The following is a 22,854-nucleotide window of genomic DNA, read 5'->3' as shown; positions in this document are numbered from 1 at the left end:
CAAATTGCCTTCAATTGACCAGTGAGCCTCATTGAGGCTGACCATGAGGAGCCGGTTCCAGCAAATCTATAGCAGGCCGGTAGCGATACTCTTGCGGCGAAAAGCGTCCCTGGGGGCCAAAAAACAGCCTGGCTGTGAACTTTTCCAAGTAGGTCACCGCTTCCTCTGATGCGTGCTGTACGAAATAGGCCCGCTGCGCTGCGGGCAGTGTGGCGCGGTGAATCAGACAGGCCTTCACCATTTCTGCCAGCACAGAACCGCGAACGTCGTAACGCGCATCTACGGTGTGCAGGACAGTGCAATAACAGGACTGGTATGCCGATTGATGATCGACCTGCCATTGGGTATCCCGATTCATCCCTGGCTCCCCGCCTGCCAGGAGGCTAGGAACTGCAGCACTCGTTCAACTTGAACCTGACTGACCAGTTGCTCCGCGGTCTGCTGTTCGAAGGTCGGTAACGGCTCGAGTCGAAACCAAGTGATCGCCCGTTCGACGGCGACTCCGCTCTCGTCTAGGGCCAAGATCACCCGCAAGACATCCGCGATAAAGCGTTGCGTCGCTTCGGCGTCGGATGCGCTGGTAGCATCTGGTTTGCTGTGACGATAGGCAGCGATCTGACCGGCAAACTCGGTAGGGCTGAGGCCAAAGATCTCGGCATAGCGCTCGACCGAATAAGGCGCCCCGCTCGTAGGACACAGGTAGTCGATCAGTTCGGCGGCCGACAGTACCGCTGTCTGGAGTGTCCCCTGGTTCATGGCGCATTCCTCCTGCCACGTTTCGCTCACAGCATGCCCCCAAACCTGCGAGAAGCAAAGCTCCCGTTCGCTAGCCCAGGCCATTTATGACCTCATTTTCCAAGGAGTCCCCAAAGCTATTTTCCGGAGCTGGTCGGAACCAAGCTCATCCCAATGCTGACGGAAAGATGGTTGAGATAGCCATAGATGTTGATCTTCAGCAGTGCAGCAGGGTACGCAGGGCGTCCAGTTTCGGTGAGAACCACACCACTGAAGCCCAACGGGTGAGATCAAGCTCATCGTCGAGCACATCGATTACTCGAACCTAGGGAAACTCTTATATGGACGCCTCCCGGAGCTCAATAGGTAGCCATGCTGGCGCGTAGGTAGGAGCAGTCTTATATCCGGCCTGTTGTGCAGGCCGAAAAACCTGCTGGCCCTGATGGAATCCGCTGACGAGGCCCTCATCTGAAAATCGAGCTGAAGGCTGTGCCCGTGGCTCATATTCCCTACCAGGTTTACCCCGTCACGGTCTGACCTATTTCGCCATCACGTGCTTACCGCCTGTGCTCCTTGTGAAGTCTGTTGGTTACTGTTTTCAATGCCCCGTAGGGCATGCCGTAAAGAGTTCGGCCCGATACGTAGAGCCCTTGGCCAACACGGCCCAAAGGGTTCTGGCGAGCTTGTTAGCCACTGCGGCGACCGCCACGTTATAAGGCCGCCTGGTCAACAAGCGTTCAACCCACTCTGACCGGTGTCCTCTATTGAGGATCGAGCGAGCACCATGCATCAACAGCGTTCGCAGATAGGTGTCTCCGCGCTTGCTCAGCCCCAGTTGCCGAACTCTGCCACCGGTGCCCGTTTGTCGAGGAACCAGTCCCAGCCAAGCCGCGAACTGGCGACCAGAATGGAAGGTTGTCGCATCTCCCAGTGAGGCAACAGCGGCTGTAGCGGTCAACAAACCAATTCCGGGAATCTCTGCAATTTTCTGGCAGTCGGAGCTCTCACGCAGGCACTGTTTCAAACGCAGTTCGATTTTTCGAATTTCCTCATCCAACTGGATAATCCGAGTCCACTGATCGCGTAGGCTGTCCAACAACATGGAAGGCACTCGATGCTCAGCATCGGCGAAGGCCTCCGGAACGGCCTTGCTCAGCTGGGTATAACCTTCTGGCAGCACGATTCCGAATTCGTAAAGCAGCCCACGTAAGCCATTGCTCTGCATGATGCGAAATTTCAGCAACTGGGAGCGGATACGGTGTAGCGAGAGGATCGCCTGCTGATCCGCCTGCTTGATTGCCACCAGGCAAGCGCCGGGCTGCTGCACCGCTGTCCAGATGGCTTGAGCGTCAGCCGCATCGGTTTTGTTTCGCAGCACAAAGGGGCGTACTGAACGAGGGGCGAGTAGTCGTACCTCATGCCCCTGCTGTTGAAGCTGACGTGCCCACCAGTGGGCACTGCCACAGGCCTCGATTGCCACCAGGCTGGTCGGATAATTTGCAAAGAACGCCAGCACTTCATCACGGCGCAGCTTGATACGCTCGATCCTCCCAGTGCACTGATCAACGGTGTGCAGCTGGAAAACCTTCTTGGCGATGTCCATGCCAATTACGCTATGTTTCATGGTGGATCCTCCTGCTCAAGTGGTGTTTGTTATCCACTCTCCACTTTGGCACCTAGATGCCGGGGCAGCGAGGATCCTCTATTGATGTAGAGGTGCTGCGGTCGGCCCGCTGCCGGGGGGAGGCGTCCATACCATCTGAAAAAGACTTTCTGATTTGGCAAAATACCGCGACCCCACCCACCGAGTTTCCCGATGAAGCAGATGACCTTCGCCGACGCCGAGTACGCTGGCAAGCGCAAGCAAACCCGCAAGGAGTTGTTCCTGATCGAGATGGATCGGGTGGTGCCGTGGAAGGGCTTGATTGCTTTGATCGAGCCACATTATCCGAAAGGTGAAGGTGGCCGTCCGGCCTACCCGTTGATGGCGATGCTGCGTGTGCATCTGCTGCAGAACTGGTTCGGCTACAGCGATCCAGCGATGGAGGAAGCGCTGTACGAAACCACGATCCTGCGCCAGTTTGCCGGGCTGAACCTGGAGCGCATCCCCGACGAAACCACCATTCTCAACTTCCGCCGCTTGCTGGAGAAACACGAGCTGGCGGCCGGCATCCTCGCTGTCATCAATGGCTATCTGGGCGACCGCGGCCTGTCGCTGCGCCAGGGCACCATCGTCGATGCAACGCTGATCAATGCGCCCAGTTCGACCAAGAACAAGGACGGCAAGCGCGACCCGGAAATGCACCAGACCAAGAAGGGAAACCAGTATTATTTTGGCATGAAGGCCCACATCGGCGCCGATGACGAATCGGGTCTGGTGCACAGCGTAGTGGGCACGGCGGCCAATGTGGCGGATGTCACCCAGGTGGACAAATTGCTGCATGGCGACGAAAACGTGGTCTGCGCCGATGCAGGCTACACCGGTGTCGAAAAGCGGCCCGAGCATGAAGGACGTGAAGTTATCTGGCAGGTGGCGGCACGCCGCAGCACCTACAAAAAACTCGATAAGCGCAGCGTGCTGTACAAAGCCAAGCGCAAGATTGAAAAGGCCAAGGCTCAGGTGCGCGCCAAGGTCGAGCATCCGTTCCGGGTAATCAAGCGCCAGTTCGGTTACACCAAGGTGCGCTTTCGCGGCTTGGCCAAAAACACGGCGCAACTGGTGACACTGTTCGCTCTGTCGAACCTGTGGATGGCGCGCCGACATTTACTGACGAATGCAGGAGAGGTGCGCCTGTAATGCGGGAAATGGCCACCGGAGTGGGGTCCGGGTGGCGAAAACGTAAGAAATACTCGTCGAATTGATTGTTTTTTGATCATTTGGCGAGTTTAAAAGTTGCGCTAGGTGGTATGCCGGGGAAATACATGGCTACTTCAGACCATCCCTAGTTAGTATCTGCGACATAATCATCCAGGCTCTCAGGCCGCAACGTGCATTAATCTCGATGCTTGCCTTGGAGGAATGGCCTCATGGACTACTCCGCTATGACTGCCGACGGCAGAATAACATTAGCACTGGTCAAGGTTTTACACAGCCTGGGCCGGTAGAAGACGCTGGCGAGAGGCAGCTAGCAGCATGCGGCACTAGTTTTCTACGCTTGGTTTTCCGATCAACCGAGAGTGCTTTGGTTGGACCATTGGCGTCTAAAAGGCTAATAATCGCTCTGCAATTTAAGCAACAGCCTTTTCGGCCAAAAAGCCAAAACCAGGCCGTGAGTGGGTCCGGGCAACTGACAGGATCTGCCTGTATTTCGCTGTCCACAGGGCCCTTTTGTGGAGTGTTTAGCAAACCGATACTATCGTCGCATTACTTTCACGCCTAGGACCCTTTTATGCATATGAGCTTCGGAGCTGGCGACCTTAACGAATACCTTGCTGACCTGTCGGGTTATAAAGTTGGTTTGGCTTTAACCCTGGAAGAACTCTACGACCATCTCAGTGGTGAAGAAGGATACGCAGATCTCGCGCGAGAATCTGAGCAGGGCGGAACCACCCCGACGGGTTGAGCCAGCTGGAGCTCCTGAGTCTAGTCCAAACAGGATTCTTTTTCAGCGACGTGAAGTGCATGGTCGAGTCATCGAGCCTGTTCAAGGCTCGTAACCTCGTCGGGCGAATCACAGGAAGATCGACCAGAAGCATTCACCGTCTGAGCCATCCCGCTCAGGCCCATCGTCTGGATGCCCAGCAGAGCGCGGTGGCGTTCCAGTATGCGAAAGGACTGGAGCTTGCATCGAAGGTATTTGGCTCTCAGATGCTCGCGGAGCAGTGGCTTTGTCGGCCGTGCGGCCGTTTGTTGGGGTTTGTACCCTTCGAGATGCTCGACACGTCGCTCGGGTTCAGCGTCGTAGCGGACTATCTTGAGCGTATACGCTTGGGTGTCTACCAGTAGCTTGCCTGAGGGCGAGGTTGGTATGCGGCGAGGAGGCAACGCTACCTCTTTTTACATGCGGGACTTACAACCTTGTAATTCCCGTATCACTCAATTGACAGCGATCAACCCCTAATCTTCAGTCACGTTTATTGGAGTGATTGAAATGAAAGTCATCAAAAGTATCACCGCTATCCTGGCCCTAGTGGCTTCGTCAGCCGTACTCGCCGAAGGAGGATCCGACCGTCTGCATGGAAAGATGATTCAGGCCAATGAGCAAGCTATGCGAGCTTATGCCGCTGCCAAGGGAAAGAACCCACCGGAGGTGATCCACTATCGCTACGGGATGCGGCTCGACGTGGCGAAGGTGATCAGCATGACGTCGACCAAGGCGAGCTGTGACGTGATGCCGGCACAGATGAATTACGAGGATTCCAACGGAGACGTGAAAATCCTTGAATACCGGACCGCTGGAGTCGGTTGCCGGGGCCAGAACTGAGCACTGAGCGAGTGGACAGGACTTACTCTGATAAAACGCCGGGTTGAAGCGTCAATTCCGGCAATAGATCGCCTGGTTACCGGCTTTCATGACTGGTGGAGTACGATGAGGACTGGTAGCTCAGGCAGGAGAGTCCAATGACTCAATCAGCGCGCACCACGGTAAAGTGCCTAGATCCCGGCGACGGCTCCGGCGATGTGATTGTGGAATTACCCGATGACATTTTGCGCGAGCTCGGGGTCACGACGGGCGACAGACTCTCCATCGAGCTCATCAACGGCGATATCGTACTCAAGCCAGTCCGCGAGCGCCGTGAATCTGACTAGCTACCCTTTGTAGCCCCTCTCTGTCGTCCTGTTGAGCTGATGAAGCTTTCTAGCGGGGGAATAAGGGACGGCAGTCAGCCTACCGCCGTCCTCCTGGTAGGTGCGTTATTTGGCTGGATAGTTGGCGACTACTTGGTCCTCGCCGCTTTTGATTAAACCAATGACTTGGTAGGCATGGCTTACGCCATCAACCTCCATGCCTGGGGACCCAGCTGGCATTCCTGGTACGGCGATCCCGACTAGATCGTTCCGCCCCCTGAGTTCTCGAATCTGCTCAGCTGGCACGTGACCTTCAACAAACTTTCCGTCGATCACAGCTGTGTGGCAGGACGCTAACCGTGGCGATACGCCCAGCTTCTGTTTCACTGCGCTCATGTCCGTCTCAACATGGTCGGTCACTTTGAAACCATTGGCTTCCAGGTGCGCGATCCACTTCTTGCAGCAACCGCAGTTCGCGTCTCGGTGAACGTCGATGGACAATGGCTCGGCAGCATAGGCCGCCGAGGTCACCAGAAGCCCAGCGATAGCGGCTAGCCGAACGAATATCCGGTTAGTTGGCATGAGTGTGCTCCTTACCGTCTTTGTGAACATGCGTCTTTGGCGACGATGTCGGGTGGGCATCCGAATGGGCCTCGGCCGCATTGTGGTCACCGTGATGATCTGCCGCTTGAGCGGAGCCTGCGGGTGCAGCTCCATGGTCGTGAGCTGCCTGGGCATGATCGTCGTCTGCCGCTTCATCGTGATCACCATGCTCGGCACGACCGCTCCCGCCGTGCTGGCCCTCATGGTTGTGCATATCGCTTTCACCGCCGCCGTGCTGGTGGCCGCCGCTCGTGGCCACCAAGGCCTTGTACTGCTCGGCATTCATCTGGGGCAGTTGATCCAGGAACGCGACGATTCCCCAGATGTACTCATCGCCCATGCTCTTGCCCCAGGCGGGCATGCCCGTGGCTTTGATACCGTGCTTGATTGTCCAGAATGCGGCGGCTGGATCGCCTCCGACACCCACCTTGGTGAGGTCGGGTGGCGACGGGTATAGCGCTTGGCTTAGCTCAGTCTTCCCAACGCCAGGGGCAAGGTGACAGCCTATACACATGGCGTTGTAGTTGCCCGCCCCCGCTTTGATCAACGCGGCTTCCTTCAGATCAGGGACTTCGATGTCTCGCGCTCGAACCTCAATAGACCGATCACGAGCCATGGCGAGAAAGGAATGGACTGCCGGGAAGTGAGGATCATCAGCGCCGACATTCACCAGACCGAAATAGGCTGTGCCCAATACCGCAGCACTTCCGACAGCACCGGCCCCAAGCAGCGTTGTAATTGTTTTTTTCATGTTGGAATTCTCAGAACCACATCCGGATACCGGCAACGAAGCGTGCCTCATCAACATCTCCACCCTCGTCTCGGATGAAGTCAGCGGTGTTGCCGTAGGAGCGGCTCCAGGTAACGCCTATGTATGGAGCAAACTGGCGGACAATTTCATACCGTAGGCGCAGCCCGACTTCGGTATTGGCAAGGCCCGAGCCAACGCCGCGCTCAGGATCGTTCTTGCCATAGAAATTGACCTCGGCCGTGGGCTGCAAAATCAAGCGATTGGTCAGCAGGATGTCGTATTCGCCCTCAAGACGCGCAGCAGTCTGACCGTTCTCGCCTATAAACGCCGTGGCTTCGGCCTCGAAGTCATACAGAGCCATGCCCTGAATACCAAAGGCTGCCCAGGTCTGTGGGGATTCCGGTTTGAAATCCTGGCGGACCCCGGCGACCACATCCCACCAAGGGCTGACCGAGCGCCCGTACAGGAGTTGCAGCTCAGCATCTTCGGTTACCCCATTGGTGCGCTCGCCTTCCGAACGAACCCAGAGGCGATTAATGTCGCCGCCTATCCAGCCTGATGCGTCCCAGGCCAGGGTGCTGCCCTCATCGGCGTCCTGGTATTCGAGCTGGTCCAACAGGAAGAAGCTGTTGATTCCGCTGTCGTGCACTTGGTGGCCACCCAGGGGCGGAAAGGCCGACTCGCGATCCGCATCAGTGAGCACTGGAATCGGCGTGCGGCTCGTCGTGGTCGGAGAAGTCGCTGAGCTATGGTTCATCTGGGAATGGTCCATGCCCTTCATAGAGCCGTGATCCATGCCCTGCATGTTTCCATGGTTCATTTTGCTGTGGTCCATCTTGTTGTGGTCCACCGGGCTGGATTTACTCTTGCTTTGAGCATGCCCCATCTGGCTGTGATCAACAGGGGCAGGCTTTTTCTGCTGTTTGCCCATCCCCATCTTGCTGTGATCCATCGCCGGCATCGATTCGGATGGAGCAGCATCCATTTGCATGGAGCCGTGCCCCATTTTCGAATGATCCATGCCCGAGTGATCCATTTCTTCAGCAGCGAAGCTGGGCGTTACGCCCAGCATGCTGATCGAAACGGTCAGAGCCAGCAGCGAAGGCCGCCCGAGGCTATTGGCCATCTTTCCCTGCCTTAGCTTTGTCGCTGCCATGCGATTTCATCATTTTGTCGTGGTCCATGCCTTCCATCGAGCCATGGTCCATTCCCTTCATCGAGCCGTGGTCCATACCTTCCATGGAACCATGGTCCATGCCTTCATGGTTCATCCCCTGGCCCTGCTTGTCCTGCGAGCCTTTGGCTTTGCCGGCCTCTGTGGTTTTCTGGGAATGCTGATCATGATTGTCGCTGGACCACGACGACGGGGCATAAACAGCCAGAATGCCTACCATCGCAGCAGAAAGGAAAAAGGCGCTTCGTTTCATTGGTTTGCTCATCTCAAATCTCCAGTTCATTCGTCCACACGTACTTCTCGGAACATGCCCATTTCCATGTGGAACAGTAGGTGACAGTGATAGGCCCAACGTCCCAAGGCATCTGCGGTGACGCGATAGCTTCGTTTTGAGCCAGGTGGCATGTCGATGGTGTGCTTGCGAACCATGAAGTTGCCGTTCTCGTCCTCCAGATCACTCCACATACCGTGGAGGTGGATGGGGTGAGTCATCATGGTGTCGTTGACCAAGGTGATGCGAAGACGCTCGCCATATTTCAACCGCAGCGGTTCAGCGTCGGAGAATTTGATACCGTCGAACGACCACGCGAACTTCTCCATGTGGCCGGTAAGGTGCAGTTCGATTGTCCGTCCAGGCTCTCGACCATCGGGATCGATGAAGGTGCTCCGCAGATCGGCGTACGTCAGCACTCGACGCCCGTTGTTGCGTAGGCCAATTCCCGGATCGTTCAGCTTTGGCGTTGGCGACATAGTCTGCATATCGACCAGTGGGTTGTTGGTCTCGGAAGCCGGATGGCTTTGCATTGCGCCGCTCATGCCGGCCATGCCTTCATTGCCCATCCCAGTCATCTTGCTGTGGTCCATACCGGCCATGCTGCCGTGGTCCATTCCAGCCATCTTGCTGTGATCCATGCCGGCCATGCTGCCCTGGTCCATGCCAGCCATGCTGCCATGATCCATTCCGCCCATGCTGCCGTGGTCCATGCCCATATCGCTCATGGCGATGATCGGGCGTGGATCTACCGCCGGTACGGGCGCTTGCAAGCCTTCGCGAACTGCCAGGGTGCCTCGGGAATACCCGGTACGGTCCATGGATTGCGCGAAAATCGTATAGGCCTGTTCGTTTTCAGGCTCGACGATGACATCGTAGGTTTCAGCAACGGCGATCCGGAACTCATCGACCGATACGGGTTTGACGTACTGGCCGTCGGCAGCCACAACCGTCATCTTGAGCCCAGGAATCCGGACATCGAAATAGGTCATGGCCGAGCCGTTGATGAATCGCAGGCGGATCTTCTCGCCGGGCTTGAAGATACCCGTCCAGTTGCCGTTCGGAGCTTGGCCGTTCATGAGGTAGGTGTAGGTATACCCGCTCACATCTGCGAGGTCGGTGGGGCTCATCTTCATTTCAGCCCACATCTTCCGATCCGCTACAGCGGCCGACCAGCCTTTCTCGCTCACGTCGTCAACGAAGTCGCTGACCGTGCGCTTGTGGAAGTTGTAATAGTCGGACTGCTTCTTGAGTTTGGAGAGCACCCGCGCCGGGTCCTCATCCGTCCAATCGCTGAGCATGACGACGTAATCGCGGTCATATACAAACGGCTCGGGATCCTTAGCATCGATCACCAGTGCGCCATAGACCCCAGACTGCTCTTGGAGGCCTGAGTGGCTGTGATACCAGTAAGTGCCGTTCTGGTGGACCTTGAACTTGTATTCGTACATGCCATCGGGAGCGATGCCGTGAAAGCTCAAGCCCGGCACACCGTCCATATTGGCGGGCAGGATTATGCCGTGCCAGTGAATGGAGGTGTCCTGTTTCAACCGGTTGCGTACACGCAGCGTCACGGTGTCGCCTTCGCGCCATCGCAGGATCGGCCCAGGCACGGAGCCGTTGATGGCCATGGCCGTACGAGCTGCCCCCGTAATGTTGACGGGCAGTTCACCGATATACAGGTCGAATTCATTGCCGCTGAGCACGTTCGGTTGGCCAGGGCTGGTCACAGCCCAGACCGGCGCGCGCCACATGCCGAGCCCACCCAGAAGTCCGGTAGCGGCCAGGCCTTTGACGAATGATCGTCTCGTGGTTTTGCTTTGCATGCCGTTGCGTCCAGTCAGGTAGATCGCTGATATCCAGGCTGCTCGATGGCGCAGCCCTTGGGTTCGTTGGAGCTCTCACCAGTCTCGTAGACTTTCGCTACTGCGCGAGGCTGATGAGAGGCCGTAGTCTGAAACTGCCATAGTTCAGATTCCGGAGTGATTACATTTCTGTAAGCTCGGATCAGCAGCTCTCGTGGCCGACATGCTTGCTGGACTGTGCGGCGACCGGCGGCTGCTCTTTCTCCTGCTGCGCAACCTGATAGGCCTGCATGGAGTTTTGGCGAGCCGCTTCCATCCGCGCAAAGGTCCGGTCCGCGCCGCCCTCTGCCAGGGCGATGCCTGCCATGCCGAAGGTAACGACCACCACAATTGCTTTGACCATGTTCATCTGGAGATCCTCAGTGGGTTCTGCGCCTCATGGCGTCAGGTACAGGGTCAAATTAGCCTCGCGGTGCTGTCAGAAAACTGATCGCGACATTACTTTTCCGTCAGCTTCTGGTTGGGCGTCTTTTTTCCTGCAAACTGGAGATGCACTCCGCGTGGATGAGAGCAGATGAAATTACTCGTAGCCGAAGATGAGCCGAAAACCGGTGTCTACCTCCAGCAAGGCCTAACAGAGGCTGGCTTCACTGTAGACCGGGTGATGACAGGCACTGACGCCCTGCAACAGGCGCAGAGCGAAGCGTATGACTTGCTGATCTTGGACGTAATGATGCCGGGGCTCGATGGCTGGGAGGTCCTGCGCAAGATCCGGGCAGCGGGGAAAGACGTGCCGGTCCTCTTTCTCACGGCCCGTGATGGCGTAGATGATCGCGTTAAAGGCTTGGAGCTGGGTGCTGATGACTACCTTGTGAAGCCCTTTGCGTTCTCTGAGCTGTTGGCTCGGGTCCGCACACTGCTGCGCAGAGGCAACGGTGGTTCTGCTCAAACCACCATGAAGATGGCGGACCTTGAGGTTGACCTGCTCAAGCGCCGGGCTACGCGAAACGGCAAGCGGATCGACCTTACTGCCAAGGAGTTTGCCCTTTTGGAGCTGCTCATGCGCCGACGCGGGGAGGTGCTCCCCAAGTCGCTGATCGCTTCTCAGGTCTGGGACATGAACTTCGACAGTGACACCAACGTGATCGAGGTCGCGATTCGCCGACTGCGGGCCAAGATTGATGACGACTTCGCGCCAAAGCTCATCCATACCGCCCGAGGCATGGGCTACATGATGGATGTGGCAGAGTGATGCGCCCGCAATCATCGCTCGTCAAGCGACTGACCCTGATGTTCATGTTCGCGGTGACTGCTGTCTTGGTCGTTGCCGGCGTGGCTTTCTACGGGCTCAGCCAGCACCATTTCCGGATGCTGGATGAGCAGGCGCTCTCCGAAAAGCTGGAGTCAACGCGTCATATTCTGTCCATTTCAGCAGCGCGAGGCGAGCTCGGCGATCAGGAGCAGCAGCTGCGGGCATTGCTCGGCGCACATCAGGATCTTTCGGCGAAAATCACCAAGGCTGACGGAACGACCCTTTTTTCAGACTCCAAAGCCTCCCAAATTCCTCAGCGGTTCGAGCAGGCGCGCCAGGGTGCGGTCTGGGAGTGGCAGGATGAATCGCAGAACTTCCGCGGTATCACCGCCCAGTTGGCCATCGCGGGCGAGCCGGAACCTGTGACGGCGGTGCTGATGCTCGATGTCACCACTCATGCCCATTTCTTCCACACCTTGCAGTGGTGGTTCGGGATCGGCTTGGTGATCAGTGCAGTGGTGAGTGCAGGCTTGGGCTGGGTCGTGGCCAAAAGCGGGCTTCGGCCTGTCGGGCAAATCACCAAAGTGGCGACCGCGATGTCAGCAAGATCGCTCCGCGAGCGCATTCCCCTGAAGCCCGTACCGATTGAGCTTCAGGAGCTCATCCTGTCTTTCAACGGGATGCTGGGACGATTGGAGGATGCATTCGTTCGGTTGTCCAACTTTTCTGCCGATATCGCTCACGAGTTGAGAACGCCGGTCAGCAACCTACTGACCCATACTGAAGTGGTGCTCACCAAGAAGCGTGACCTGGATGCATATGAGGAAAACCTCTATTCGAACCTGGAAGACCTCAAGCGCATGTCGCGCATGATTGACGACATGCTTTTCCTCGCCAAGGCGGACAACGGTCTGATCGTGCCCGAGCAGATCGATGTGGACCTCTCCGAACTCGTATACAAGCTGTTCGAGTACTACCAGTTCCTGGCTGAGGACCGGGGCATTCAGCTGACCCTCCAAGGTCGTGGCAAGGTTCGTGGCGATCGCCTGATGATTGACCGAGCGCTTTCCAACATTTTATCGAACGCGTTGCGCTACACCCCGGAAGGCAACGAGATATCAGTGCAGATCGAGCAAACACGTGAAACCGTGACGCTATCCGTACGTAACAGCGGAGTAACCATCGATCCTCAGCACATTGGCAAGATCTTCCACCGGTTCTATCGGGCCGATCCAGCCAGACGCGAAGGCGGGCCAAGCAATGCAGGCCTAGGCCTGTCGATAACACGCTCCATCATCGAGGCTCACAGCGGACGAATTTGGTGTACTTCAGCGGAGGGTGTCACAACCTTCTTCATCAGTCTCCCAGCCTCCATGCGGTTGGTTGGTGCAGCCCCAACCCCTTAATGGTGAGTTCATCCCGGTAACCTATACTCGCCCATCCTGATTCTTATCGTGGCGCTTCCGCTTAACGGGATGGCGGGCATCGATTCGGCGACTGAACCTTGCCCAATGCAGACCATGGGCATGGAAATGATGGCGGGCATGGACCATGCCTGCTGCCAGGACCAAGACCTGGGAAAGACTGGTGACCATACCAATCCTGCAAGGTAGGCCAGGAGTGCAGGACTGCCAGCACAGTGCAGCCCAGCTTCCTAACGCCTGGACTGACTATGCCAAGCCACGACCGTAACCGTCCGGCCAACTCACCTTCCTGACCCCGACGCCAAAGGCGATGGTGTCCACCTAATTTAAGTGGACACCATTTCTAGCCTTTTAAGCGGGTCTTTCCATGCAGTCACAACGCCGTTCCTATTCAAAATCCTTCAAGGCCCAAGTTGTCCAAGAGTGCGCCCAGCCCGGCGCATCGATTGCCAGCGTCGCGCAGAAGCACAGCCTTAACGCGAACCTCGTACATAAATGGATTAGGGTACTCACGAACAAAACTATGGCGCTGCAACCTGCTTTCATTCCAGTGCCCTTGCCGCTAGCCGGAGGACATTCGCAGGCAGCTTCATCAAGTATCTGCATTGAAATCCAGCACCCGCGTGGCACCGTCAAAGTGAACTGGCCGACCGAAAGCGCTGTCGCCTGTGCCACCTTTCTGCGAGACCTGTTGGAATGATTCGGATCGATGCCATCTGGCTTGCCACCGAGCCTATGGACATGCGCGCCGGTACCGAGACCGCGCTGGCCAGGGTGATCGCGGTGTTCGGTGTGGCGAAGCCGCACTGCGCATACCTCTTCGCTAATCGCCGTGCCAACCGAATGAAAGTCTTGGTGCATGACGGTGTGGGCATTTGGCTGGCAGCGCGACGATTGAACCAAGGCAAGTTTCATTGGCCCGGCATCCGTCACGGATCGGAAGTCGAACTCGATAACGAGCAACTTCAAGCCTTGGTACTGGGTTTGCCGTGGCAGCGGGTCGGCGCAGGCAGCGCGATCACAGTGCTTTAGCCCCTGCCATTAGCCCATCGGTTTATCGCTGTTGACGACCTGCTCTGACACAATCAGCGGCATGACTTCCTCGCCCAATCTCGACCAGATGACACCGGAACAGCTGCGCGGCTTGGCCGAACAGGCTATGCAGTTGCTGTCCCAGGTCGACTCCATGAGCCAGAAAATCCAACGCCTCGAAACGGTCAACGAGCAACTGGCTCATGAAATCGCCATCCTCAAGCGACACAAGTTCGCCAAGCGCAGCGAGCAACTGAGCCCCGACCAAGGCAGTCTGCTTGATGATCTGCTCGATACCGATATCGCAGCTATCGAAGCCGAGCTGAAGGCAGCCAATCCGCCGGCCGCACCGGCCGAGCCACGTCATAAGCCCAAGCGTGCACCACTGCCGCCGCAGTTTCCGCGAACCGTGATCCGTCACGAACCAGAGAATACTCAGTGCGTGTGCGGCTGCCAGCTTCAGCGAATCGGCGAAAACGTCAGCGAGAAGCTCGATTACACTCCGGGCGTGTTCACAGTTGAGCGGCATGTGCGTGGAAAATGGACGTGCCGTCAGTGTGAAACACTGATCCAGGCGCCTGTACCGGCCCAAGTGATCGACAAGGGCATCCCGACCGCAGGCCTTTTGGCCCACGTGATGGTGGCGAAGTTCGCCGACCATTTACCGCTGTACCGGCAGGAGAAGATTTTTGGTCGGGCCGGACTGCCCATCGCCCGTTCGACACTGGCGCAATGGATCGGACAGACCGGTGTGCAGCTCCAGCCTCTGGTCGATGCGCTGCGTGAGCATGTGTTGGCCCAGGGCGTGATCCACGCCGATGAGACCCCGGTTCAGATGCTCGCACCAGGCGAAAAGAAAACCCACCGCGCTTACGTGTGGGCCTATAGCACCACGCCTTTCTCGGCCCTAAAGGCCGTGGTCTACGACTTCAGCCCCAGCCGTGCCGGCGAACATGCGCGTAACTTCCTGGGCACGTGGAACGGTAAGCTGGTCTGCGATGACTTCGCCGGCTACAAGGCCAGCTTCGAGCTGGGCATCACCGAAATCGGCTGCATGGCCCATGCACGCCGCAAATTCTTCGACCTGCATGCAGCCAATAAAAGCCAGTTGGCGGAGCAGGCGCTTCACTCGATTGGCGGGTTGTATGAAGTCGAGCGACACGCCAAGGAAATGAGCGACGAAGCCCGCTGGCGATTACGTCAGGAAACAGCGGTGCCCATCGCTGAAAAACTGCATGAGTGGATGTTGGCCCAACGCGAACTTGTGCCCGAGGGTTCGGCCACGGCCAAGGCCCTGGATTACAGCCTTAAACGCTGGGTAGCGCTGACGCGCTACCTGGAAGATGGTGCTGTGCCCATCGACAATAACCAGATCGAGAATTTGATCCGGCCGTGGGCGCTTGGGCGCTCGAACTGGTTATTTGCCGGGTCGCTGCGCAGTGGAAAAAGGGCGGCGGCAATCATGAGCCTGATCCAGTCGGCGCGTATGAATGGGCACGATCCGTATGCCTATCTCAAGGATGTACTGATGCGGCTTCCGACACAGCGGGCGAGCGAAATCACGCAATTACTCCCGCAGCATTGGATGCTTGCCTGAGGCAGGCTAAGTGGACTTCGCCAAATAGTCAGCTCAAAGGCTGATTGGCATCAACAATTCGGAAGCGACTTTTCTCAGCATGTAGGTTTCGCGCAGAATTGACTGCCCCATCGAAGACTCGTGACGCTGCATGACGGCTTCATTGTGTGCGATGGCTTCATGCAGGTTGATCCAGACAGGCCGCATACCATTAGCGATTTCGTGGCTTTCCATTCTCACCGGCTCTAGCTGGGGCGCTACTTCGCATTGATAAAAATGCGAGGTCATGTGCATCAGATCGTACTGTGGCTTTTGGTAGGGCCGGTACTCCTCGATGTAACCGTAGTGCTGGAGCACCTGTATTTCACGAGCACCAGTCTCTTCCTCAAGCTCACGCTTCAGGCCTGCGACAATGTCCTCGTCACCATCAAGGCCGCCTCCAGGAAAGCTGAAATCGTTATAGCGCTCGGTGAACAGCAACAGGATCTGTTCACCCCGCATCACGATGCCGCGAGCTGCATGTCGACGGAATACTCTGCCCTGCTTGGATTTCAGCTCGGGGTGAACAATTTCAGTTATGAGTTGCATGTGGTCTCGTAGCGGCAAGATCAGTTAGTCATCGTCCAGGGTGGCCACGGTATTTCCTCAGTTCTGGAAATACTGTGGCCAGTGGAACTGGCTCAGCGAAGCAGCAATAAGGGTACAGTGGATGTACGCAGCATCGTCGTGGTCGTGCTGCCTATCAGAAACTGCCTGATGCGTGAGTGCCCGTACGCCCCCATGACCAAGAGGTCAATGCCGTGCTCTGCCTGATACGCATGCAGTGTGGACTCTACTTCGCCTGGGCGGATCTCGGAATGCACCAGCGAGCCGGAAGACGCAAGCGTGGTTCGTGCCTTCTCCAGCGCGTTCTGGTTGTCTTCAGAATCCGTTCCAACCATGACGATATGAATTGGCAGGCCTTCGCACAGCGGGCTTGAAGCAAGCATCTGTAAGGTCTTGTGGCCTGTTGCGCTGCCGTCAAATGCCACCATGACCGTTTCAGGTTTCCTGAAATGGCTGGTTGTAATCAGGGTGGGGCGGTGGATAGTTCGGACTATCGCTTCAATCTGGCTGCCAAGACTTTGGGCACTGCGCGTGCTGTCCTCACCGACTCTTCCAATCACCAGTAACCGAATATCGTCTTGGAGATCGCTCAGGCTCTCGACGAGATGGCCATGGCGCTGCTTCATATCAGGTGACATGGCGCCAGAGTGAACTGTTCGCTCGCGAGCTTTTTCAAGCATGTGCTGCCCATGCTCCAACGCCAGTTTTGCCCGCTGCGCATCCAGCATGGCCAACTCTTCCAGCAGATGTTCTCTGCTACCGAGACCGATATTGCCGCTGAGGTCAGCGGATGCAGGATATTTCTCCTTATCCAGCACATGAAGCAAGGTCAGGGGAGCGCTGAGTCGTTGCGAGGCCCATGCTGCGTAATCGCAGACCGCCAATGAGGATTGTGAGTTATCAATGCATGCCATTACGCGGGTCATTGTCGTTCTCCTTAGTGGCTCATGAGCTTGTCGATGGCACCGGGTTTGTCATGCACGCCGAAGCGGTCAACGATTGTCGCGCTGGCTTCATTGAGACCGAGCACTTCAACCTCAGCGCCTTCGCGTCGGAACTTGATCACGACCTTATCCAGCGCTGCGACGGCGGTGATATCCCAGAAATGCGCCTGTGTGAGATCGATGGTGACCTTGTTGAGCGCCTCCTTGAAGTCAAAAACCTCAGTGAACTTGTCCGCAGAGCTAAAGAACACCTGGCCCACGACGCGGTAAGTCCGATGCGATTTCGTCTCTTCAAGAGTGCTCTTGATATCCAGGTAGTGCCCGACCTTGTTTGCGAAGAACAGGGAGGCCAGCAGCACACCTACCAGTACGCCGTAAGCCAGATTGTGAGTGGCCACGACGACCACGACGGTCGCCACCATGACGAGGTTGGTCGACAGCGGATGCTCTTTCAGATTACGCAAGGAATCCCAGCTAAAGGTGCCGATGGACACCATGATCATCACAGCCACGAGTGCCGCCATAGGGATTTTGGAGAGCCACTCGCCAAGAAATACCACCATCAGCAGCAGGAAAACGCCGGCACACAATGTCGAGAGACGGGTGCGGCCACCAGATTTCACGTTGATGATCGACTGGCCGATCATGGCGCAACCTGCCATGCCGCCAAGCATGCCGGCAGCGATGTTGGCCACACCCTGGCCTTTGCACTCGCGGTTTTTGTTGCTGGTGGTGTCGGTAAGGTCGTCGACGATGGTCGCGGTCATCATTGATTCGAGTAGACCCACTACTGCCAACGCAGCCGAGTACGGGAAAATGATGCGCAGGGTTTCAAAATTCAGCGGAACTTCAGGCCAGAGGAAGATCGGGAGCGTATCAGGCAGTTGGCCCATGTCACCGACGGTGCGGATATCCAAACCGAGGTAAATGGCGATGGCAGTCAGCGTCAGAATGCACACCAATGGAGAGGGAATCACCTTGCCGATTTTCGGTACATACGGGAACAGGTAGATGATTCCCAGGCCCGCAGCGGTCATGGCATAGACATGCCAGGTGACATTGGTCAGCTCAGGCAATTGCGCCATAAAAATCAGAATCGCTAATGCGTTTACGAAGCCGGTGACTACCGAGCGTGAAACAAAGCGCATCAACGAGCCGAGCTTCAGGTAGCCGGCAAGGATTTGAAGTACGCCACATAGTAGCGTCGCGGCCAGCAGGTACTGGAGTCCATGCTCTTTTACCAGCGTAACCATCAGCAGTGCCATGGCGCCTGTCGCCGCCGAGATCATTCCGGGGCGCCCGCCGACAAAGGCGATGACAGCACAGATACAGAAGGAGGCGTAGAGACCGACTTTGGGATCTACCCCGGCGATGATGGAAAAGGCGATGGCTTCCGGGATCAGCGCGAGTGCGACCACCAGCCCCGCGAGCACGTCGGCACGGACGTTGGAAAACCACGTTTGTCTAAGTTTTTGCAGCATATAAATATCCAAGGCAAAGCATCGCGCACGCCAAGGGAGTGGCGAGCGAATCGATACAAATTCAAATTTTGAGGATTTTTTGCTGTGTGCTTAAGGTGTAAAACCAGGCGTACAGCAGTGAGCACCCGCGAGCGAGGCTAGCGGAAGCAGGTTGTTGCGAGGGGGCGTAGCGCTAAGGCGGCGTAGGCTGCCAGTAGATCGTTTGGAGTACAGTCATGCTGATGTTCCTGTAGCTCAAGGGGTATGCGGAGCCGAAGTATACAATGAAGCCATCGTCGATTGCGACCCGCTGGCAGGCTCTGCATGACCTACGTCAGATACAGGCTTATTCAATGGGTATACCTGCGGGCAAGGCTTTGTTTTCCACCCGTTCTTGTCCGAGCTGGTCTGTGTGCTGAGGGGTGAGTTGGCCAGACGGTTACCCACGACCTGCCGATACCTATGCTGTAGGCATAGCGACAGGTTCTCCCCCCCGATCCATGGCGTCCTCCCCGCGTCTGACTCCCTCTTAATTTCACACCATCGTTCTGCGTAGCAGCGGGGCGATGGCACGCGGCTGGGCGCTGATCTGTCGAGGAATCATTTTCATGACTCCATAACGTTTTCAGGGACGGATCCAAGCTGAGCCTGCACAGCTGAAGGGCTTGAACGTAGGAGACAAGGTGAAATTTGGGTTCCGTATGGGGGGAAGCGTCGCGAAATCGTGAGCATTCAGAAGCAGTGATTTTCCAGCCTTAAATGATCGGGCAGGCCTTCGCACCGAGATGCTGACCACTGTCAGCAATGCGCACAGGCCTGTATGACCTGCGCAGATTCCTGCGAAGCAATGACTGCGTAAGCGAATTTCGCCAAACCTCCGCCTGCTTTCCATGCGCCTGATAAAAGATTTGGGTACGTCGATAACCGGCGTGCCTAGGGAGACAGGTAGACCGCTTATGGGCATGCGTTCTGGCAGAGCCTAGCTTGGGCAGCTAGCCAACCAAAGGCGCTGCTGTACAGATCTGGTAGCAAAGAAGCCCGCCTCGGCGGCGGGCTATCAGATGTCTCCAAGGGGAGGCTGTAGGCCAACAAGTCTCGGAGCAAGCGCTTGTAGGATACGCCTCTTGGCTCACGCCCACCAGCCAGCTCGACGGGAGCGAATGGTCCTGCGTTCTGACGGCATTTGAAGCGGCTTATGTGGGCCACGTCAATCGGCAGGGCAATCCGCCAAGACAAAGCAAGCTGGTTATCCCCAGGCGGTATACCCTCAGGGAGAGTCAAAGGCAAAGCTAGGGGTAAATCTAGCGGGTACTCACATTTGAGGGCAGAATCACCAGCTTCGCCTACATTGCACTGGGTTGAGGGGAAGGTGGTGGGAGCAGAGCTAGATCGGGTAAAGGATCGCAAAAGGAGCAGAGCGTTAATCGAAGACCTCTACCTCGACGCGAACCGAGTTTACGTAATCCACTACTCCTGCGAATCGTTTTATCAGAACGATACGGGGGAGTCGAAACGTGTGACCTCCATCGCCACACGAAACCTAAAAACCGGCCAGACCAAATCATGGTCCATCCATAAAGAAGCAGAGCTCAGCAAACAGCTCTCCAGCATGCAAGCAGAGCTCAATAAATTCGAAAAGTCGATGCTCAAAGGCTTTTTCCAATGGCTTGATAAGCACAAGGATTGCCGTTTCCTGCACTGGAATATGCGAGACGAAAATTTCGGGTTCTTTGCGCTTGAGCATCGCTTCCGGGTACTCGGCGGCAAACCCGTAGAGCTGCCGGATGACAAGAAGGTTGACCTTGCGCGTGAGCTGGTTGCGTTGTATGGAAGAAATTATGCCCCGCATGCCGATAGCAAGGGAAGGAAAGGCAGGATCATGGCATTAGCTGAACTCAACAATGCCAGCGACCAAGACGCGCTGCCGGGCGCTGATGAGGCTGCCGCCTTTGTGAACGCTGAGTACATAAAAATGCATCAATCGACCTTGAGGAAGCTCGATATGTTTGCGAACTTCTTCGAACGGACACATGACAAGTCCTTGAAGACGAAATCCAAATGGTACGAGCGGAACGGGGTGCACCCTGTTGTGTTGATTGAAATCGTCAAAGACCATCCGATCTACACGACAGTTATCGTACTGAGTGGCCTTGCCATAGCTGCCGTCAATTTCAGCCGTTTCTTGGAGCTTTTCAACTAGCTCCCCGTATCGGGTTCTGCGCTGTAGCGCAAGCGCCAGTTCACCACTCTTTGGGCCTCATTAGGAGGCCTGTAGGTGTATACGGGACTCGGGACGATTGGATTTAGAGAATTAAAACTCTCGCAGCGTTTAATTCCACGGGCTCCAGCCCGACGCCCGTAATTACCCCTTTCATTGGACCACACCTCGTCGGGGACGCAGCCGCTTGCCGTATGAAGGCAATTAGCCATAATCTTCGCCGGTGGCCGAAGCCACGTACAAAAACCAAGCATGGAGTAGCCTGATGAAAATCGTTTACCTCGTGATCGCAGCAGTCCTGTCGTTCTCCTCGGTCACTGCCTTCGCACATAGCGGCGGTACCGACTCCAAGGGTTGCCACACCAACCACAAAACGGGCGAGCGCCACTGTCACTAAGGCGGTCCGCAGGTCCTTCAGCGCTGGTGTTCTTGACCCTGAGGATGCCAGCCATAGAAGCAAAGCCAGCAGCTAAAGCAAGTTGCGAATACCCAGTAGCGCCACCAGGTGGCCGGGGTAGAACCAATAGCTCCACTGTTTGACAGGCACGACCTTGAACGGCAATGGGGCCCAGAACAGCGCCAAACCGAGCAGAGGTGCAAGAGCGGCGGTCGACAGTGCGAGGATGGCGAATGGTTCTAGTTGCGCTGCTTGCTCGAACAGGCCAGTTCGAGAGTTGGCAGCAGCACAGAGTGCGACGGGCAGTAACGCGAAAAGTTCGGGGCGCTTGATCGCGAGCACCAGAGCTGCCGGCACGAACACTCCATAAAAGCCGAACATCAACGGCTCGCTCAGCAAATAGGCAGCCAGAATCGCCCCGCCGGCCAGTACCAGGCTTTCGAGCGTCCGGTGCTGCACTCCCCAAGCGACCAGCAGACCCAACGCCAACGTGACCAGGACGTTGAATGTGCCTGAGGTGCTGACCATCCGGTATGGCACTTCTGATAGCGCCGCAAACAACACCAAAAGGGCGAGATACCGGCCATTACTCCGGATAAACAACTCACCAGGCTGGTTCCGCGAAACGTTGATGGCCACCGCCAAACAGAACAAAGGAAAGGACAGTCGGCCTAAGACAAACAGGTTACTGGTAGCCGGCCAGGCCAACCGCATGTGATCGAGCACCATCGTAATCAAGGCGATCCACTTGATCAGGTCCTGGCCCGTGTGCCGCTCTCTGTGACGGATGGGATCTGACGTCACGGCATGCTCCCGAGTACCAAAAGAGTCAGTAGCAAGTACCGCCCACCCTTGGCCAAGGTCACCAACAGTGTGAACCGCCAAAGTGGCTCGCGCATGACCCCGGCTACCAACGTAATTGGATCGCCGATAATGGGTACCCAGCTCAATAGCAGTGACCAGTATCCATAGCGCTGGTAGAAGACTTGTGCCTTCTCCAGCTTGGACTCCCTAATCGGGAACCAGCGCTTGTGCTTGAAGTGCTCGACGCCTCGACCCAAAAACCAGTTAACCACGGAACCCAGCACATTGCCGGCGGTAGCCACCGCGACAAGCGCCACGGGCAGGTACAGCTCAGACACTAGCATCGCGGCCAGCGCGGCTTCTGACTGCATGGGTAGCAGCGTGGCGGCCGCAAAAGCTGCCAGAAACAGGCCGAGGTAGCTGGTGAGCTCGAACACGGCCCTACAGGTACTTGGTAATTTGCTTGAATTCGTCCAGGGCCGATCGATCGCCCTTGCTCAAGGCTGCAACCGAGTCCTCAAGACAGTGGTCGATATGGTCCTGGATGAGCGTGCGCTTGGCCTGGCAGACGGCCTTTTCAACCGCATGCAGTTGCTGGGCAATGTCTACACACTCGCGCCCATCCTCGATCATGGCAATGATGCTGCGCAGATGGCCGTCTGCACGCTTCAGGCGCTTGATGATCGCCTCATGGCTCTGGTGAGTATGGGCATGGCCCTGTTCATCATCGTGCTGGTGATCATCGGACATATCTTGAGTCTCTGTCGGCGATACATTACGCTGGCGATGCTATCCCCCCCAGGGGGTTAGGTCAAACGTGCAACGTTGCTGTTGAATCAGCGTCATAGGCATCTGAATGTCCCGTCGTTTCCTGTCATCAGCCATCCTCGTGGCTTTGGCTATGGCCGTTATGCTGGCCTGGACGGGGCACGCCTATTCGTTGGCAGTACCGACTCAAGTCGCTGCCCAAGAAGCAGGGAACATGAAGCATGGGCATGACCATGGCGAGGCCTCATGGAGCTGCGCGCATTGCACTGACCACTATCATGCCCCGCTCACGCCCGACCACCAGC

General features: G+C 56.7%; 27 protein-coding genes and 1 pseudogene. 12 read left to right on the top strand and 16 right to left on the bottom strand.

Going from position 1 to position 22,854, the window contains the following annotated elements:
* Positions 1–28 precede the first annotated feature (28 nt).
* The 4 genes and pseudogenes from NPS46_RS10975 to NPS46_RS10960 form a co-directional block, all read right to left on the bottom strand.
* Positions 29–358 (bottom strand): hypothetical protein, encoded by a 330-nt coding sequence (locus NPS46_RS10975; protein ID WP_016489902.1) that lies wholly within the window; start codon positions 356–358, stop codon positions 29–31.
* Entirely contained in the window at positions 355–756 is a 402-nt protein-coding gene (locus NPS46_RS10970; RefSeq protein WP_024717850.1) for a hypothetical protein, read from the bottom strand. The genes NPS46_RS10975 and NPS46_RS10970 overlap by 4 nt, the downstream gene beginning before the upstream one ends.
* A gap of 155 nt (positions 757–911) precedes the next feature.
* Positions 912–1,060: pseudogene (locus NPS46_RS10965) on the bottom strand (IS5/IS1182 family transposase); the annotation flags it as partial.
* Between the two features lie 273 nt (positions 1,061–1,333).
* A complete protein-coding gene (locus NPS46_RS10960) occupies positions 1,334–2,359 on the bottom strand; it encodes an IS110-like element IS1383 family transposase (protein ID WP_019692570.1) in 1,026 nt (341 codons plus the stop codon).
* A gap of 192 nt (positions 2,360–2,551) precedes the next feature.
* Between NPS46_RS10960 and NPS46_RS10955 the strand changes: the two genes are divergently transcribed.
* The 5 genes from NPS46_RS10955 (at position 2,552) to NPS46_RS10935 (ending at position 5,485) form a co-directional block, all read left to right on the top strand.
* On the top strand, positions 2,552–3,532 hold the full coding sequence (locus tag NPS46_RS10955) for an IS5-like element IS1384 family transposase (protein ID WP_010466230.1): 981 nt from the start codon (positions 2,552–2,554) through the stop codon (positions 3,530–3,532).
* Between the two features lie 592 nt (positions 3,533–4,124).
* On the top strand, positions 4,125–4,298 hold the full coding sequence (locus NPS46_RS10950; RefSeq protein WP_016489901.1) for a hypothetical protein: 174 nt from the start codon (positions 4,125–4,127) through the stop codon (positions 4,296–4,298).
* 59 nt (positions 4,299–4,357) lie between these two features.
* Entirely contained in the window at positions 4,358–4,681 is a 324-nt protein-coding gene (locus tag NPS46_RS10945; protein ID WP_012316933.1) for an antitoxin Xre/MbcA/ParS toxin-binding domain-containing protein, read from the top strand.
* A gap of 145 nt (positions 4,682–4,826) precedes the next feature.
* Positions 4,827–5,159: a DUF2790 domain-containing protein gene (locus NPS46_RS10940; RefSeq protein ID WP_012316932.1), complete on the top strand. Its 333-nt coding sequence runs from the start codon at positions 4,827–4,829 to the stop codon at positions 5,157–5,159.
* Positions 5,160–5,296: 137 nt separating this feature from the next.
* Complete coding sequence (locus tag NPS46_RS10935; protein WP_016489899.1) at positions 5,297–5,485, top strand: AbrB/MazE/SpoVT family DNA-binding domain-containing protein; 189 nt, start codon at positions 5,297–5,299, stop codon at positions 5,483–5,485.
* A gap of 105 nt (positions 5,486–5,590) precedes the next feature.
* Here NPS46_RS10935 and NPS46_RS10930 read toward each other — a convergent pair whose 3' ends face one another.
* The 6 genes from NPS46_RS10930 to NPS46_RS10905 all read right to left on the bottom strand — a co-directional run bounded on the left by NPS46_RS10930 (position 5,591) and on the right by NPS46_RS10905 (position 10,477).
* A complete protein-coding gene (locus NPS46_RS10930) occupies positions 5,591–6,046 on the bottom strand; it encodes a DUF411 domain-containing protein (RefSeq protein ID WP_012316931.1) in 456 nt (151 codons plus the stop codon).
* Positions 6,036–6,818: a c-type cytochrome gene (locus NPS46_RS10925; protein ID WP_012316930.1), complete on the bottom strand. Its 783-nt coding sequence runs from the start codon at positions 6,816–6,818 to the stop codon at positions 6,036–6,038. Before NPS46_RS10925 ends, NPS46_RS10930 begins: the two co-directional genes overlap by 11 nt.
* A 10-nt stretch (positions 6,819–6,828) precedes the next feature.
* Positions 6,829–7,944 carry a copper resistance protein B gene (locus NPS46_RS10920; protein WP_012316929.1) on the bottom strand — a complete coding sequence of 372 codons (1,116 nt, stop codon included), beginning with the start codon at positions 7,942–7,944 and terminating at the stop codon, positions 6,829–6,831.
* Positions 7,934–8,257 carry a hypothetical protein gene (locus tag NPS46_RS10915; RefSeq protein WP_012316928.1) on the bottom strand — a complete coding sequence of 108 codons (324 nt, stop codon included), beginning with the start codon at positions 8,255–8,257 and terminating at the stop codon, positions 7,934–7,936. Before NPS46_RS10915 ends, NPS46_RS10920 begins: the two co-directional genes overlap by 11 nt.
* Before the next feature lie 14 nt (positions 8,258–8,271).
* A complete protein-coding gene (locus tag NPS46_RS10910) occupies positions 8,272–10,089 on the bottom strand; it encodes a copper resistance system multicopper oxidase (RefSeq protein ID WP_012316927.1) in 1,818 nt (605 codons plus the stop codon).
* 181 nt (positions 10,090–10,270) lie between these two features.
* Positions 10,271–10,477: a co-regulatory protein PtrA N-terminal domain-containing protein gene (locus NPS46_RS10905; protein ID WP_012316926.1), complete on the bottom strand. Its 207-nt coding sequence runs from the start codon at positions 10,475–10,477 to the stop codon at positions 10,271–10,273.
* 165 nt (positions 10,478–10,642) lie between these two features.
* Here NPS46_RS10905 and NPS46_RS10900 point away from each other — a divergent pair, with 165 nt between their 5' ends.
* The 5 genes from NPS46_RS10900 (at position 10,643) to tnpC (ending at position 15,373) form a co-directional block, all read left to right on the top strand.
* Entirely contained in the window at positions 10,643–11,320 is a 678-nt protein-coding gene (locus NPS46_RS10900) for a heavy metal response regulator transcription factor (RefSeq protein WP_012316925.1), read from the top strand.
* Positions 11,320–12,726: a heavy metal sensor histidine kinase gene (locus tag NPS46_RS10895; RefSeq protein WP_012316924.1), complete on the top strand. Its 1,407-nt coding sequence runs from the start codon at positions 11,320–11,322 to the stop codon at positions 12,724–12,726. Before NPS46_RS10900 ends, NPS46_RS10895 begins: the two co-directional genes overlap by 1 nt.
* A 385-nt stretch (positions 12,727–13,111) precedes the next feature.
* Positions 13,112–13,444 (top strand): IS66-like element accessory protein TnpA, encoded by a 333-nt coding sequence (gene tnpA / locus NPS46_RS25330; protein ID WP_009684096.1) that lies wholly within the window; start codon positions 13,112–13,114, stop codon positions 13,442–13,444.
* A complete protein-coding gene (tnpB, locus tag NPS46_RS10885; protein WP_009684097.1) occupies positions 13,441–13,776 on the top strand; it encodes an IS66 family insertion sequence element accessory protein TnpB in 336 nt (111 codons plus the stop codon). The genes tnpA and tnpB overlap by 4 nt, the downstream gene beginning before the upstream one ends.
* Positions 13,777–13,837: 61 nt before the next feature.
* Positions 13,838–15,373: an IS66 family transposase gene (tnpC, locus tag NPS46_RS10880; RefSeq protein WP_274106956.1), complete on the top strand. Its 1,536-nt coding sequence runs from the start codon at positions 13,838–13,840 to the stop codon at positions 15,371–15,373.
* Between the two features lie 33 nt (positions 15,374–15,406).
* Here tnpC and NPS46_RS10875 read toward each other — a convergent pair whose 3' ends face one another.
* The 3 genes from NPS46_RS10875 to NPS46_RS10865 all read right to left on the bottom strand — a co-directional run bounded on the left by NPS46_RS10875 (position 15,407) and on the right by NPS46_RS10865 (position 18,383).
* Positions 15,407–15,940 carry an NUDIX hydrolase gene (locus NPS46_RS10875; RefSeq protein WP_009684099.1) on the bottom strand — a complete coding sequence of 178 codons (534 nt, stop codon included), beginning with the start codon at positions 15,938–15,940 and terminating at the stop codon, positions 15,407–15,409.
* 92 nt (positions 15,941–16,032) lie between these two features.
* Positions 16,033–16,884, bottom strand: a complete 852-nt coding sequence (locus NPS46_RS10870; RefSeq protein ID WP_012316922.1) for a universal stress protein — start codon at positions 16,882–16,884, stop codon at positions 16,033–16,035.
* A gap of 11 nt (positions 16,885–16,895) precedes the next feature.
* Positions 16,896–18,383: a SulP family inorganic anion transporter gene (locus NPS46_RS10865; protein WP_009684101.1), complete on the bottom strand. Its 1,488-nt coding sequence runs from the start codon at positions 18,381–18,383 to the stop codon at positions 16,896–16,898.
* A 1,495-nt stretch (positions 18,384–19,878) separates the two neighbouring features.
* On the opposite strand from NPS46_RS10865, the gene NPS46_RS10860 reads away from it, so the two are divergent.
* A complete protein-coding gene (locus NPS46_RS10860) occupies positions 19,879–20,562 on the top strand; it encodes a hypothetical protein (RefSeq protein ID WP_177336881.1) in 684 nt (227 codons plus the stop codon).
* Positions 20,563–20,845: 283 nt separating this feature from the next.
* Complete coding sequence (locus tag NPS46_RS10855) at positions 20,846–20,977, top strand: YHYH domain-containing protein (protein WP_016489890.1); 132 nt, start codon at positions 20,846–20,848, stop codon at positions 20,975–20,977.
* A 72-nt stretch (positions 20,978–21,049) separates the two neighbouring features.
* Here the strand turns inward: NPS46_RS10855 and NPS46_RS10850 are convergent, their stop codons facing one another.
* From NPS46_RS10850 to NPS46_RS10840, 3 genes are read right to left on the bottom strand one after another with little or no spacing between them, the layout of a single operon-like run.
* On the bottom strand, positions 21,050–21,781 hold the full coding sequence (locus NPS46_RS10850) for a TraX family protein (protein WP_012316919.1): 732 nt from the start codon (positions 21,779–21,781) through the stop codon (positions 21,050–21,052).
* Entirely contained in the window at positions 21,778–22,218 is a 441-nt protein-coding gene (locus NPS46_RS10845; RefSeq protein WP_012316918.1) for a YqaA family protein, read from the bottom strand. Before NPS46_RS10845 ends, NPS46_RS10850 begins: the two co-directional genes overlap by 4 nt.
* Before the next feature lie 4 nt (positions 22,219–22,222).
* On the bottom strand, positions 22,223–22,531 hold the full coding sequence (locus tag NPS46_RS10840; RefSeq protein WP_012316917.1) for a metal-sensing transcriptional repressor: 309 nt from the start codon (positions 22,529–22,531) through the stop codon (positions 22,223–22,225).
* Positions 22,532–22,854 lie beyond the last annotated feature (323 nt).

Origin of the sequence: Pseudomonas putida (genome assembly GCF_028682395.1) — a bacterium.
Lineage (GTDB): Bacteria > Pseudomonadota > Gammaproteobacteria > Pseudomonadales > Pseudomonadaceae > Aquipseudomonas > Aquipseudomonas putida_AB.
Note: the sequence above shows the minus strand (reverse complement) of the source record. Positions and strands in the feature narration are given on the sequence as shown.